Genomic DNA, 13555 nt, shown 5'->3' on the forward strand with positions numbered 1-13555 from the left:
CGCGGGCCGCCCGAGCCTTGCCGGGGCCGATCGGGCCGGCGGCCCGGGCGCGGGAGGCGTCGGCGGCGTCGGAAATGAGGACGAGGAAACGTCGCGGCTGGCCATGTCGCCAGCTTAGATTTGCGGCCTGTGAGTCCTCCGCAACGGCCCGTGACGGCCGCGGTGATCGGGCATATCGTCCCCGTGTTCACGCTCAGCCGGAGGAGAGACCATGCTCGGTTCCGACCCGGCCGCCGGGCGCGGAGCGGATGCCCAGTGGAATAGGGCAGGATCGAAGGATCATGGCAACTCTCACCGCCCTCCCGCATGTCACCGATCCGGATGTGCTGTTCGAGGCCTTCGAAACGTGGGCGGGGGAGCAGGGTCTGTCCCTGTATCCCGCGCAGGAAGAGGCCCTGATCGAGATCGTCTCCGGGGCGAACCTGATCCTCAGCACCCCGACCGGCACCGGTAAGTCCCTGGTCGCCGTCGGTGCGCACTTCGCCGCGCTCTCGGCCGGCAAGCGCACCTTCTACACGGCGCCGATCAAGGCCCTCGTCAGCGAAAAGTTCTTCGCGCTGGTGGAGATCTTCGGCGCCGAGAACGTGGGCATGATGACGGGGGATTCCTCGGTCAACTCCGACGCCCCGATCATCTGCTGCACGGCGGAGATCCTGGCCAACCTCGCCCTGAGAAACGGTGAGGACACTCCTGTGGACCAGGTCGTGATGGACGAGTTCCACTTCTACGGCGACCCCGACCGCGGCTGGGCCTGGCAGGTGCCGCTGCTGCTCCTGCCCGGGGTGCAGTTCATCCTCATGTCGGCGACCCTCGGCGACGTCACGTTCATCGCCGACGACCTCTCGCGCCGCACCCGTCGGACCACCGCGGTCGTCACGGGCGTGGAGCGCCCGGTGCCGCTGCACTACTACTACGAGACCACGCCCGTGCATGAAACGGTGGAGGAGCTACTGAAGACCGGGCAGGCTCCGATCTACATCGTGCACTTCGCCCAGGCGGCCGCGCTCGAACGGGCTCAGGCCCTCAGCAGCGTCAAGGTCGCCACCAAGGAACAGAAGGAGGCGATCGCGGAGCTGATCGGCGAGTTCCGCTTCACCACGAGCTTCGGCAAGACCCTGTCCCGGCTGATCCGGATGGGCATTGGCGTGCACCACGCCGGCATGCTGCCCAAGTACCGCCGCCTGGTGGAGCAGCTTGCTCAGCGCGGCCTGCTCCGCGTCATCTGCGGCACCGATACCCTCGGCGTGGGCATCAACGTGCCGATCCGCACCGTGCTCTTCACCGCACTCACCAAGTACGATGGCGTCAAGATGCGCCAGCTCAACGCCCGCGAATTCCACCAGATCGCTGGCCGCGCGGGCCGGGCCGGCTACGACACGGCCGGCACCGTCGTCATCCAGGCGCCCGACCACGAAACCGATAACCTCAAGGCCATCGAGAAGGCCGGCGACGACCCCAAGAAGAAGCGCAAGATCATCCGCAAGAAGGCGCCCGAGGGTTTCGTGTCCTGGGGTGAGCCCTCGTTCCAGCGGCTCGTGGCGGCCGAGCCGGAAACGATGCACTCGAGCATGCAGATGACCGCGGCGATGCTGATCAATGTCATCGGGCGCGGCGGTGACGCGTTCACCCACGTCCACGACCTGATCTTCGACAACCACGAACCCTGGAATCGCCAGCTCGCGCACGCCCGGCGTGCCCTCGGGATCTACAAGACCCTGCGCGCGGCAGGGATCGTGGAGCAAAGCGCGGCCGGGGACATCCGTCTCACCGTCGACCTGCAGCCCAACTTCGCCCTCAACCAGCCACTGTCGCCGTTCGCGCTCGCCGCGTTCGACCTGCTCGACGCCGACCCCGATGTGGCCGGCCCCGGCAGCGGCCACTACGCCCTCGACATGATCTCCATCGTCGAGGCCACCCTCGACAACCCGCGCCCGGTGCTGATGGGCCAGCAGTTCGCGGCCCGCGGCGAGGCCGTGAACGCCATGAAACGCGAGGGCATCGAATACGACGAGCGGATGGCGCTGCTCGAGGAGATCACCTGGCCGAAGCCGCTCGAGGAGTTGCTGCACGTCACCTTCACCACCTACAAGGAATCCCAGCCGTGGATCGCCGACTTCGAGCTCAGCCCGAAGACGGTCGTGCGGGACATGTACGAGCGGGCCATGTCCTTCGGTGAGTTCGTGGCCTTCTACAAGCTCGCCCGCAGCGAGGGCGTCGTTCTCCGCTATCTCTCGGATGCGTACCGGGCCGCCCGGCAAACCATCCCCGACGACGCCAAGACGGAAGACCTGCTCGACCTGATCGAGTGGCTGGGCGAGCTGGTGCGCCAGGTCGACTCGAGCCTGCTCGACGAGTGGGAGGAACTCATCCACCCGGACCTTGCCGTGCACTCGGATGCTGCGCAGTCGGTGCTGCCGCCCGCGCCCCGCCGCCTGACCACCAATGCGCGCGCGTTCCGCATCCTGGTGCGCAACGAGCTCTTCCGCCGGGTGCAGCTGGCCGCGCTCGAGAACTATGACGCCCTGGGCGAGCTTGACCGGGAACACGGTTTCCACACGGATGCCTGGGTCGATGCCATGGACGGCTATTTCGCCCTGCACGACGAGCTGCTGACCGGGGCGAATGCGCGCAGCGCAGACCTGATCATCTTCGACGAGGGCGCATCCGTCTGGACCGTGCGGCAGATATTCGACGACCCGGCGGGGGACCACGACTGGGGCATCAGTGCCACGGTCGACCTGGCCGACTCCGACGAGCTGGGCGCCGCCGTCGTGCGCGTCACCGGCGTCGACCGGCTGTAGCGGGCCGGGCGGAAGCCGCACCGGGAGTACCGTGGGAGCATGACGCAGTCGCCAGCATCCGTCGCCCCAATCCGCACCGGACTGATCGGGTTCGGCACGTCCGGACGCGTGTTCCACAGCCCGCTCCTCGGCGCGAACCCCGAGTTCTCGCTCGACCTGATCGTCACCCGCGACCCCGTGCGGCGCGAGCAGGCCGGTGAGCGTCACCCGGGGGTGCGCCTGATGTCGACCGCCGAGGACCTGTTCGCCGCCGCGGACGACCTGGACCTGGTCGTGATCGGCTCACCGTCGGGCACGCACGTCGAACTCGCCCACGCCGCCCTCGACGCCGGGCTCGCCGTGGTCGTCGACAAGCCCTTCGCGGTGACGGCCCGGGAAGGCCGCGGCCTGATCGAGAAGGCCGTGAGCCTCGGCCTGCCGCTCACCGTGTTCCAGAACCGGCGCTGGGACGGCGACTTCCTCACCCTGCGTGGCGTAATCGAAGCGGGGGCGCTCGGCGATGTGCGCCGGTTCGAGTCCCGGTTCGAATGGTGGAAGCCGGAGCAGACCAAATCGTGGAAGGTCGGCGCGACCATCCAACAGGGCGGCGGGGTGCTCTTCGACCTCGGCGCCCACCTGATCGACCAGGCCCTGCAACTGTTCGGCCCGGTCGACGACGTCTACGCGGAGACCCTCATTCGACGCCCGGGTGGGGTCGCCGACGATGACACCTTCGTGGCGCTGCACCACGGGTCGGGGGTGCGCTCGCACCTGTGGATGAACGGGATCGCCGCCCAGGTCGGCCCGCGCTTCCACGTCCTCGGCTCCGAGGCGGGCTACACCAAGTGGGGCCTCGACGGCCAGGAGACCGCCCTCGCGGCGGGTGCCCGACCGACCGACCCGGGTTTCGGCGTCGACCCGGAGTCCGCCTGGGGCGTGCTCGGACGGGACGGCGCGCTGACCCGGGTGCCGACCGAGCGCGGCAACTATGCGGCGTTCTACACCGGTCTGGCCGACGCGATCCTGCGTGGGGCTCCGATCCCGGTCGACCCGCGGGAGTCGCTGCGCACGATCACCCTGATCGAGCGCATCAACCTGCTGACGCACTAAGGCACGTGCGTCCCGGCCCCGCCGTTGCGGCGCACCCGGACGGACGGACGGGGCCGACTCCACCGCGTGGACGCTGTCCATCGCTTAGGGAGGGCCGTGCTCGGTGTCGAACCAATTCGACGGAGATCCTGCTGTAAAAGTGCGTTTTCGGCGTGACTGGGTGCGATTCGGCCACAATCTCCGTCGAATTCGTTCGCAACGGAGTTGTTGAAGGGACGGCCCGACCGTCCCGCGAGAATGCTCTCCCGCGTGGATGGCGGTGCCATCTGGAGCGTCCGTTTCCGCGTCGGTCTCGGCCCGGAGAATTGTGGGAACCCCACTGCCGTGCCGCCCCGACGTTCGAGGCGTGTCACCACCTTGACGAGCGGGCTACCGGAGCCATATCGAGAAGCTGGGAATGTACCACCTGAGCGCGCTACCCAGTGGTGGTCCAGTCGAGGTTGATCACGTCCCGGATGTAGATATTCTCACCCAGACCCGATACCGACGGATTCATGCGCAACAGCTGCTGCACCGGTAGGTCGAAGCGCTGCGCGATGGCGAAGAAGTCGTCGCCCTCCAGCACGGAGTAGCTGGTCGGGGCGCCCGCACCATCGGTGACCGGGGCGCCGGTGGCCCCCGTACTGGCGCCAAGGTCGACGGCCGGGCCCTCGGGCAGCGGCTCCACGGGCACGGCCTCGGCGTTGGGCGTGATAGTCGGATTCGGCACAACCGGGGCCTCGGGCTCAGGGGTCGGCGTGGGGGTGGGAGTCGCAGTGGGCGTCGGCGTGAGGGTAACCGTCGCGGTGACCACCGGAGCGGGGGCGCCGGCGCACCCGGTGAGGCCGAGCGGGAGCAGCAGTATGGCGGCCAGAGCGACCCGCGCCCAGACAGGAGTGGTTGTCGGTCGCGCAGAATTCATCGGATGTCCCCCTCGCAGAAAGTTCCGTTCGTGCCCCCGAGCGGATGCGTCCAGCTTAGGGCGCGAGTGGCGATGTCAGCACTCGATCACGTTGACGGCGAGGCCACCCTCACTGGTCTCCTTGTACTTGGTCGACATGTCCAGGCCGGTCTGGCGCATGGTTTCGATCACGGCGTCGAGGGAGACGAGGTGCGTGCCGTCGCCGTGCAGGGCCAGCCGGGCCGCCGACACGGCGGTCGACGCGGCGATGGCGTTGCGCTCGATGCACGGCACCTGCACGAGCCCGCCGACGGGGTCGCAGGTGAGGCCCAGGTGGTGCTCCATCGCGATCTCGGCCGCGTTCTCCACCTGCCGCGGCGTGCCGCCAAGAACGGCGCAGAGTGCGCCGGACGCCATGGCGCAAGCGGAGCCGACCTCGGCCTGGCAGCCGCCCTCCGCCCCGGAGATGGAGGCGTTGGCCTTTACGAGCGAACCGATGGCGACGGCGGTGAGCAGATAGCGACGGATTCCCGCGGCATCCGCCCCGGGCACGAAGCGCAGGTAGTAGTGGCCGACCGCGGGGATGATGCCGGCCGCGCCGTTCGTGGGGGCGGTGACCACGCGGCCGCCGGAGGCGTTCTCCTCGTTGACGGCGAGGGCGAATGCATGCAGCCATTCGGTCGAGGTGTCGCGTTCACGCGACGGCAGCCGGTCATATTCCTCTAGCTGCATGCGCACGGCCGCCGCGCGGCGCTTGACCTGAAGGCCGCCGGGGAGGGTGCCGGTGGCCTCGAGTCCTGACTCCACGCAGTCGCTCATGGCGTTCCAAATCGCGTCGAGGCCGACGTCGAGCGCCTCGGCCCCGTGGATCGTCTCCTCGTTGGCGCGGGCGATGTCGCAGATTGCGACGGCGTGAAGGTCGCAGAGGGCGAGGAGTTCGGCGCTGGAGGAGTACTGCCGCGGCTGTGGCACGGCCCTGCATGGGCCGATCGGGTCGCCGTCGCGCCGAATGAAGCCGCCGCCGATCGAGTACCAGGTCTCCTCGAGCAGGGGGACGGCGTCGTGCCCCCAGGCCGTGAGGGTCAGCGCGTTGGGGTGGCCGGGCAGCCGGGTGCGCGCCTCGAAGGACACGTCGTCCTTTCGCACGGGGATGGCATGGCTGCCGCCGAGCATCAGCACGGCGTCGTCGGCCAAGCCGGACCAGGCGGAGCGCACGTCATCCGGGTCGCAGGTCTCGGGGCGGAGCCCGGAGAGGCCGGCCAGGACTGCGTCGGGCGTGCCGTGGCCGAGTCCGGTCGAGCCGAGCGAGCCGTAGAGCGAGCAGCCGATTCGGGCCACGTCGGCGAGCAGACCGGCATCGCGCAGGTGGTCGGCGAAGGTGAGCGCCGCCCGCATCGGGCCCACCGTGTGGGAGCTGGAGGGGCCGATGCCGATGGAGAAGAGGTCGAGTGCCGACACATACGCAGTCATCCGACCATCGTAACCGTGCCGGGGTTGCGCCCCGGGGACGGATCAGCGGATGGTTTTGCGCGCCGTGATCTGGCCGGTGTCGAACCCGAGGAGGTGCAGCCCTCCGTGGAACCGGGCGTGCTCGATCTTGATGCAGCGGTCCATCACCACGGTGAGCCCCTTCGATTCGCCGTATTCGGCGGCCTCTTGGTTCCAGATGCCCAGCTGCACCCAGACGGTGGGCGCCCCGATTGCGAGCACCTCGTCGATCACGGCCGGGATGTCGTTGGCGCGACGGAACACGTCGACGATGTCGGGCACCTCGGGCAGCGACGCGAGGTCCGGGTAGGCCGTCTCACCGAGGATCGTCTTCGCGTTCGGGTTGACGAAGTAGACCCGGTAGTCGCTCGACTGCTGCAGGTAGGTACCCACGAAATAACTGGAGCGGGCCGGATTCGGCGACGCGCCGACGATGGCGATCGACTTCGCCGTCCGCAGGATCTTCAGCCGGGCCTTGGCGTCGGGACCCACCCAGGTGCGCCGGGATTTCAGCAGCTTCGCGAGGGGGGAACCGGTGGGCACTGAGCAGCTGAGCCCATTGGCGAGGTGCACGGTGTCGCGCGCGGCGGCATCCGTGACCGTTGCGACGTCGCTGTCGGGGGTGGCGTCGATGTTCACGTGGTGCTCGCTCATTTGGTCCCCGCAATCCGGCCAAGGGCCTGGTCGAGGTCGTAGATGATGTCCTCGACGTCTTCGATGCCCACGCTGATGCGGACCAGGCCGGGCAACACGCCGGCGTCGACGAGCTGGGTCTCGTTCAGCTGCGCATGGGTGGTGGAGGCCGGGTGGATGACCAGGGTCTTGGCGTCGCCGATGTTGGCGAGGTGGCTGGCCAGGTCGACCGATTCGATGAAGGTGCGCCCGGCGTCGCGGCCGCCCTTCACTCCGAAGCTGAAGACCGATCCGGGGCCCTGCGGCAGGTATTTGAGGCCGCGGTCGTAGTGCGGGTGGGCCGGCAGCCCGGCCCAGTTGACGTACTCGATCCGGGGATCGGCGTCGAGCCACTCGGCCACCGCGCGCGCGTTGTCCACGTGCGCCTGCATGCGGAACGGCAGCGTCTCGACGCCCTGGGCGAGGAGAAACGCGGAGTGCGGGGAGAGGGCCGGGCCGATGTCGCGCAGCTGCTCGGCGCGCAGGCGGGTGAGGAACGCGTACTCGCCGAAGTTGCCGGCCCACTCGAGACCGCCGTAGCTGGGCACCGGCTCGCCGAAGAGCGGGAACTTGTCGCTGTGCCAGTCGAAGCGTCCGCTCTCGACGACGACGCCGCCGAGGGTGGTGCCGTGCCCGCCGAGGAACTTGGTGGCGGAGTGGATCACGATGTCGGCGCCCCACTCGATCGGCCGGGTCAGGTAGGGCGTGGCGATAGTCGAGTCGATCACCAGGGGGATCCCGGCCGCGTGGGCGACGGCGGCGAGTCCCTCGATGTCGGCGACCTCGCCGGACGGGTTGGCCACCGTCTCGGCGAAGATCAGCTTGGTTTTCTCGGTGATCGCGGCGGCGTAGTCGGCCGCGTCGGCGCTGCGCACGAACGTCGTCTCGACCCCGAACCGGCGCAGCGTCACGTCGAGCTGGGTGATCGAGCCGCCGTAGAGGTTGGCACTGGAGACGATGTGGTCTCCCGAGCCGGCGAGGCTGGCGAAGGTGATGTACTGCGCGGACAGGCCGCTGGCGGTGGCGACGGCGCCCAGCCCGCCCTCGAGGCTGGCCACGCGCTCCTCGAAGGCCGCCACGGTCGGGTTCGAGAGGCGGGAGTAGACGTTGCCGTACTTCTGCAGGGCGAAGCGGGCGGCGGCATCCAACGCGTCATCGAAGACGAACGCGCTGGTCTGGTAGATCGGCAGGGCCCGCGCGCCGGTCACGGCGTCGGGGATGTTGCCTGCGTGGATTGCCCGGGTCTTGAAACCGTACTCGCGATCTGCCATGACCTTACGTTAGCGATGATCGGCGGGGGGTTCGGGACAAGGGCGTAACAGTGCGAAACGGATGCCGACTTGCGGCCGCCCCGGTGCCCGCGCCTGCCGCCCGGTCGGGCAGGATAAGGGCATGGAAGAGCGCGTGGAGACGGTCGTCATCGGCGGCGGGGCAATGGGGTCGGCGACGGCCTGGCAGATGGCGCGGCGGGGCCGGCCGGTCACCGTGCTGGAGCGGTTCACGCCCGGGCACCTCAACGGCGCCTCGCACGGCGCCTCCCGCAATTTCAACACCGCCTACGCCGAACCGACCTACGTGGCGATGCTTGCCGAGGCGCTGTCGCTCTGGCGCGAGCTGGAAGCAGAGACGCAGAGCACACTCCTGCGTCAGGTCGGCGTCGTCAATCACGGGGCGAATCCGTCGTTCGACCGAGTGGCGGCAATGCTGGCCCGGGTGGGCCTGTGCGCCGAGTTCCTCGCCCCGGAGGCCGCAGCCGAACGCTGGCCGGGCATCCGCTTCGACGGCCGGGTGCTGTTCGCCCCCGACGCCGGCCGGGTGAACGCGGACGCCGCGGTGACCGCCCTGCAGACCGCCGCGGCCACCGCCGGGGCCGACGTGCGGCACAGCATCCGCGTGCAGCGCCTGGAAGTGCAGGGCGATGACCGGGTGCGGGTGACCCACGAGGCCGGCACGATCATCGCCCGCCGCGCCGTCGTCACGGTCGGCGCGTGGACCAGCGCACTGCTGGCCGGGGTGATCCCGATGCCGCGCCTCACGGTGACGCAGGAGCAGCCGGCGCACTTCGCCTTGCGCGACGCCTCCCCGGCCGCCGCCGCACACGCCGAGACCGAGTGGCCCGGCTTCAACCATGCGCCCGCCTGGTCCGACCCGCGCTACGGATACTGGTACTCGCCGGTCTACGGCATGTACACGCCCGGCCAGGGGATCAAAGCCGGCTGGCACGGCGTGGGTCCCGGCACCGACCCGGATGCGCGCAGCTTCCAACCCGAGCCCGTTCAGCTGGCTGCCCTGGCGCGCTATGTGCGCGAATGGCTGCCCGGCGCCGACCCCGACACGCTCGAACCGGTCAGTTGCACCTACACGACCACGGCCGACGAGGACTTCGTGCTCGACCGGGTGGGCCCCGTGATCGTGGGGGCCGGCTTTAGCGGCCACGGCTTCAAGTTCACGCCGACGGTCGGGCGAATCCTCGCCGACCTGACCACGGGCACCGCAGCCGCTCCGCCGCGGTTCGCCCTGAACCGGGCGCCGAACGCCGCGGCCGGGGGCTGGCTCTCCCGCCGTTGAGCGCCACGTCGCTGTTCGGCGTCGAACCAATTCGACGGAGATTCTGGCTCTCCTGCTCTGAAAGTGCGTTTTCGGCCTGATTGGGTGCGATTCGGGCCAAATCTCCGTCGAATTCGTTCGGGACGGAGCCGCTGACACCGGCTCAGGGCAGCTGCACGGCGGCGAGGGCGAGGGTGGCGATCAGCGTCCAGGAGGTCAGACCCACGAGGAGGGCCCTGCCTCCGGTGCGCAGGATGGAACCGAGGTTCACGGCGGCGCCGAGCCCGAAGAGCGCGGCCGCGAGCAGGTAGGTCTGCACGGTGTCCGCGCCGGCCAGCACGGCGTCCGGCAGCGGGGCGAACGTGCGCACGAGAACGGCGGCCAGGAAACCGGCCACGAACAGGGGCACGAGCGGCGGGCGGGACACGGGGGCATCCGTCACCGTGGCGACGCGCGTCTCGCGGCGGCGCTCGCCGACGGCGATGACGGCGACGATCGGCGCGAGTAGCAGCACCCGGGTGAGCTTCACGACGACGGCCACGGCTAGCGCGGCGGGCCCGGCGATCTGCGCGGTCGCGACGACCTGGCCGACGTCGTGCACGCCGGCGCCGACCCAGTGCCCGAACTGCAGATCGGTCAGACCGAGCGGATGCCACAGCACCGGCAGAACCGCGATGGCCAGCGTGCCGCAGAGTGTGACCAGGGCGATCGGGGTGGCGGTGTCGACATCCTTCGCCTTGACCACCCCGCTCATCGCGCCGATCGCGGACGCCCCGCAGATGGAGAAGCCGGTGGCGATCAGGATCGGCTGGCGGCCGGGCAGGCGAACCGCGCGCCCGAGCCAGTAGGTGCCGACGAAGGTGAGCAGCACGATCAGGACGGTGGTCATGATGGTCACCCAGCCCAAGCCCAGGATGTCCACCAGGCTCAGCTTCAGGCCGAGCAGCACGATGCCGATGCGCATGAACCGGGTGGCCGCGAGCTTCAGGCCCTTGGAAAGGACTCCCGTCAACGCACGGTGGGCGACCGGGAGATTACCGGCGACGATTCCGAAGGCGACAGCGAGCGTGAGCAGCGGCAGGGCAGGGAGGAGCGCGTGGACGATTCCGGCGAGCAGCGCGGCCGCAGCCGCGACCAGCACACCGGGCAGCCACATTGCACCGAGTTTACGGCCATCTTTGCCCGCGGCGGGCCTGGTACCGGTCGCCGACCCGTGAGAAAAGCCCCTCTCCCGCACGGGGACAGGGGCTTTGCTCACGGCTCGTCGGAGTGCTGCAGCCGATCTACCGGTGGTGGAACCGGGCGACCATCGGGCAGTCGAACGGGTCGCGGGCGCCGAGCCCGACCTTGTTCAGGTAAGCGATGACGATGCCGTAGGACTCGAAGAGCGACGTCTCCGTGTAAAGGATGTTGTGCGTCTTGCAGTATTCCTTGGTGATCTCCTGGGCCTTGCGCAGGTGCGGACGAGCCATGTTCGGGAACAGGTGGTGCTCGACCTGATAGTTGAGCCCGCCCATGAACGTGTCCATGAACGTGCCGCCGCGGATGTTGCGGGAGGTGAGCACCTGGCGGCGGAGAAAGTCCACTTTGCTCTCGTGGGGGAGCTGCGGCATGCCCTTGTGGTTCGGCGCGAAGGACGCCCCCATGTAGACACCGAAGACGGCCAGCTGCACGCCGATGAACGCGAACGCCATGCCGACGGGGAGGAAGTAGAAAATCGCGGCGACATAGAGCACGATGCGGGTGGTCAGCATACTGATCTCGAGCCAGCGCTTGTCGACCTTCTTCTTGCCGAAGACGGTTTTGAAACCCTGCACGTGCAGGTTGAACCCCTCGGCCATCAGGAGCGGGAAGAAGAGATAGCCCTGCTTGCGCGTGACGAACGAGCCGAGCCAGCTGACCTTCGCTGCGTCCTCTTCCCGAAAGACGATGAAGTCGGGGGCGATGTCCGGGTCCTTGCCGATGACGTTCGGATTGGCGTGGTGACGACTGTGCTTGTTCATCCACCAGGCGTAGCTGATGCCGACGAACAGGTTGGCGAGGATGCGCCCGGCGCGGTCATTCGCGCGACCGCCCTCGAACACTTGGCGGTGCGACGCCTCGTGGGCGAGGAACGCGTACTGGGTGAGGATGATGCCGAGCACGCCCGCGACGATGAGCTGGTACCAGCTGTCGCCGAGCAGCACGAACGCGGTCCCGGTTCCCAGGGTGGCGAGCACGAGCATGGAGAAGACGAACCAGTAGAAACCGGTGGCGCGCTTCAGAAGGCCAAGGTTGCGCACGGTGTGCAGCAGCGATGAATACTCGGTGGTGGGGTTTTTCGAATCGCCACCCGGGCGGGTCTTGACAATGCGCACCGTGGGTGAGGCAACAGCTTCCGACATGAGGCCTTTGGTTTGTATCCGGACTTCTCAGTCGATGATGGAGCAGACACTCGTAAAACAGATATCCATATTCTATGGGCCGGACCCCTTGGAAACGGGTGCTTTCACACCGCTTTCCCAGTCGGCATATGCCCACAGAGGCATATAAGTGGCTTCCGGTTTCCCGGAAAAGCACGTGAAAGTCAGCGCCAGCTGGGAAGCCAGATGTGCAGTTGCCAGAACGTAAACGGGGTCTGGATGCCCGTCCAAAGCGGGTAGAAATACGCGCTGAGGAGCGCGGCCGCCACCAGGAAGCCCAGCACGACCCAGCCTGCCCGGGGGAGCAGGACGCCGATCACGAAAGTGAGGCCGAGGAGCAGGTAGGGCTCGAACGCGATCGTGTAGAACTGGAAGACCGTGCGGTTCAGGTACATCAGCCAGGGCAGGTAGCCGGCGACCAGCCCCATCAGGATCAGGCCGACCTGCCACTCGCGATAGCGCGCCAGGCGATACACCAGGTAGAAGGCCGCCGCCGTGGCCGCCCACCAGATCATCGGATTCGCAATGCCGGTGATCGCCTCGGAGCAGGTGGCGACGTCGCATCCGTTCTCGCCCAGAGCGGAGCCGCGGTAGTACATGCTTGTCGGGCGGCTCATGAACAGCCAGGTCAACGGGTTCGCCTGATACGGATGCGGCGTGGAGAGTCCGACGTGATAGGTGTAAGCCGCCACCTGGTAGTGCCAGAAGCTTTGCACCGAGTCGGGAATCCAGGCGAGGGTGCCGGTCCACGCGGCATCCGGCGTAGTGGCCCAGTCGCGGTAGTAGCCTCCCCGGGTGACGAACCAGCCGGTCCAGGAGGCCAGGTAGGTGGCGACGGCCACCGGCACGATCAGCAGGAAGGTCGCCGGTGCCTGCTTGAGCACGGCGGCGCTGAACCAAAACGGGAGCCCGGCGCGGCGCCGGGCGAGGGCGTCGACGAGAACAAGGTAGACGCCGAAGGCGGCGAGGAAGTAGATGCCCGACCACTTGACGCTGCAGGCGAGCCCGAAGGCAAGGCCGGCCGCGAGCAGCCAGGGCCGCCGCCACAGGGTCGGCCCCCAGCCCGGCTCCCGCCCGGCCTCACGCGCCTGAACCAGGCGGGCAGACAGCCTGGTGGCGTGCCGGTCCCGGTCGAGCAGCACAGCGCCAAACCCGAGAAGGGCGAAGAACATCACGGAGTTGTCCAGCAGGGCCACGCGCGACATCACGATGGCGTTGCCGTCGATGGCGAAAAGGAACCCGGCGATCACGGCCAGCACGGTCGACCCGAACAGCTTCTTCGCGATCAACATCAGCAGCACGACCGCCAGCACACCGATCAGGGCGGTGGCGATCCGCCAGCCCCAGCTGTGTTCGGGGCCGACGACAGCCATACCCAGTGCGATCAGCCACTTGCCGAGCGGCGGATGCACCACGAACGACGGGTCGGACAGGAAGACATCGGTCTGCCCGGCGGCGAAGAGGGCGTCCGCCCCCTCGGGCCAGGTCGACTCGTAGCCGAGGTTGTTGAGAGTCCAGGCGTCTTTCACATAGAAGGTTTCGTCGAACACCAGCCCGTGCGGCACGCCGAGATTCCAGAGTCGCAGCACCGCCGCGAGCAGGGTCACCGCCAGCGGCCCGGCCCAGAAGAAAACGCGGCTTGTCACGAACACGTGACCATCGTAGTGATCCGTGGC

General features: G+C 68.5%; 10 protein-coding genes. 3 read left to right on the forward strand and 7 right to left on the reverse strand.

Going from position 1 to position 13555, the window contains the following annotated elements; translation table 11 throughout:
• Positions 1 to 281: 281 nt before the first annotated feature.
• Both CXY79_RS08970 and CXY79_RS08975 read left to right on the forward strand, forming a co-directional pair.
• The gene (locus CXY79_RS08970; RefSeq protein ID WP_233191384.1) at positions 282 to 2801 is read left to right on the forward strand and encodes an RNA helicase; all 2520 of its coding nucleotides are present in this window, start codon (positions 282 to 284) and stop codon (positions 2799 to 2801) included.
• A 39-nt stretch (positions 2802 to 2840) separates the two neighbouring features.
• The gene (locus CXY79_RS08975) at positions 2841 to 3890 is read left to right on the forward strand and encodes a Gfo/Idh/MocA family oxidoreductase (protein ID WP_104100795.1); all 1050 of its coding nucleotides are present in this window, start codon (positions 2841 to 2843) and stop codon (positions 3888 to 3890) included.
• Positions 3891 to 4305: 415 nt separating this feature from the next.
• On the opposite strand, the gene CXY79_RS08980 is transcribed toward CXY79_RS08975, so the two are convergent.
• The 4 genes from CXY79_RS08980 to CXY79_RS08995 form a co-directional block, all read right to left on the reverse strand.
• The gene (locus tag CXY79_RS08980; RefSeq protein WP_104100796.1) at positions 4306 to 4791 is read right to left on the reverse strand and encodes a LysM domain-containing protein; all 486 of its coding nucleotides are present in this window, start codon (positions 4789 to 4791) and stop codon (positions 4306 to 4308) included.
• 75 nt (positions 4792 to 4866) lie between these two features.
• Positions 4867 to 6240 (reverse strand): L-serine ammonia-lyase, encoded by a 1374-nt coding sequence (locus CXY79_RS08985; protein WP_104100797.1) that lies wholly within the window; start codon positions 6238 to 6240, stop codon positions 4867 to 4869.
• Positions 6241 to 6282: 42 nt separating this feature from the next.
• A complete protein-coding gene (locus CXY79_RS08990) occupies positions 6283 to 6774 on the reverse strand; it encodes a CoA-binding protein (RefSeq protein ID WP_233191392.1) in 492 nt (163 codons plus the stop codon).
• Between the two features lie 134 nt (positions 6775 to 6908).
• Positions 6909 to 8201 (reverse strand): O-acetylhomoserine aminocarboxypropyltransferase/cysteine synthase family protein, encoded by a 1293-nt coding sequence (locus CXY79_RS08995; protein ID WP_104100798.1) that lies wholly within the window; start codon positions 8199 to 8201, stop codon positions 6909 to 6911.
• A 121-nt stretch (positions 8202 to 8322) separates the two neighbouring features.
• On the opposite strand from CXY79_RS08995, the gene CXY79_RS09000 reads away from it, so the two are divergent.
• On the forward strand, positions 8323 to 9498 hold the full coding sequence (locus tag CXY79_RS09000) for an FAD-dependent oxidoreductase (RefSeq protein WP_104100799.1): 1176 nt from the start codon (positions 8323 to 8325) through the stop codon (positions 9496 to 9498).
• A 142-nt stretch (positions 9499 to 9640) separates the two neighbouring features.
• On the opposite strand, the gene CXY79_RS09005 is transcribed toward CXY79_RS09000, so the two are convergent.
• From CXY79_RS09005 to CXY79_RS09015, 3 genes are all read right to left on the reverse strand, one after another.
• Positions 9641 to 10633 (reverse strand): YeiH family protein, encoded by a 993-nt coding sequence (locus CXY79_RS09005; protein WP_104100800.1) that lies wholly within the window; start codon positions 10631 to 10633, stop codon positions 9641 to 9643.
• 127 nt (positions 10634 to 10760) lie between these two features.
• Entirely contained in the window at positions 10761 to 11861 is a 1101-nt protein-coding gene (locus CXY79_RS09010; protein ID WP_104100801.1) for an acyl-CoA desaturase, read from the reverse strand.
• A 182-nt stretch (positions 11862 to 12043) separates the two neighbouring features.
• A complete protein-coding gene (locus CXY79_RS09015) occupies positions 12044 to 13531 on the reverse strand; it encodes a dolichyl-phosphate-mannose--protein mannosyltransferase (RefSeq protein ID WP_104100802.1) in 1488 nt (495 codons plus the stop codon).
• Between the last annotated feature and the right edge of the window lie 24 nt (positions 13532 to 13555).

The organism is Cryobacterium sp. M96 (assembly GCF_002929845.1).
Classification (GTDB): Bacteria; Actinomycetota; Actinomycetes; order Actinomycetales; family Microbacteriaceae; genus Cryobacterium; species Cryobacterium sandaracinum.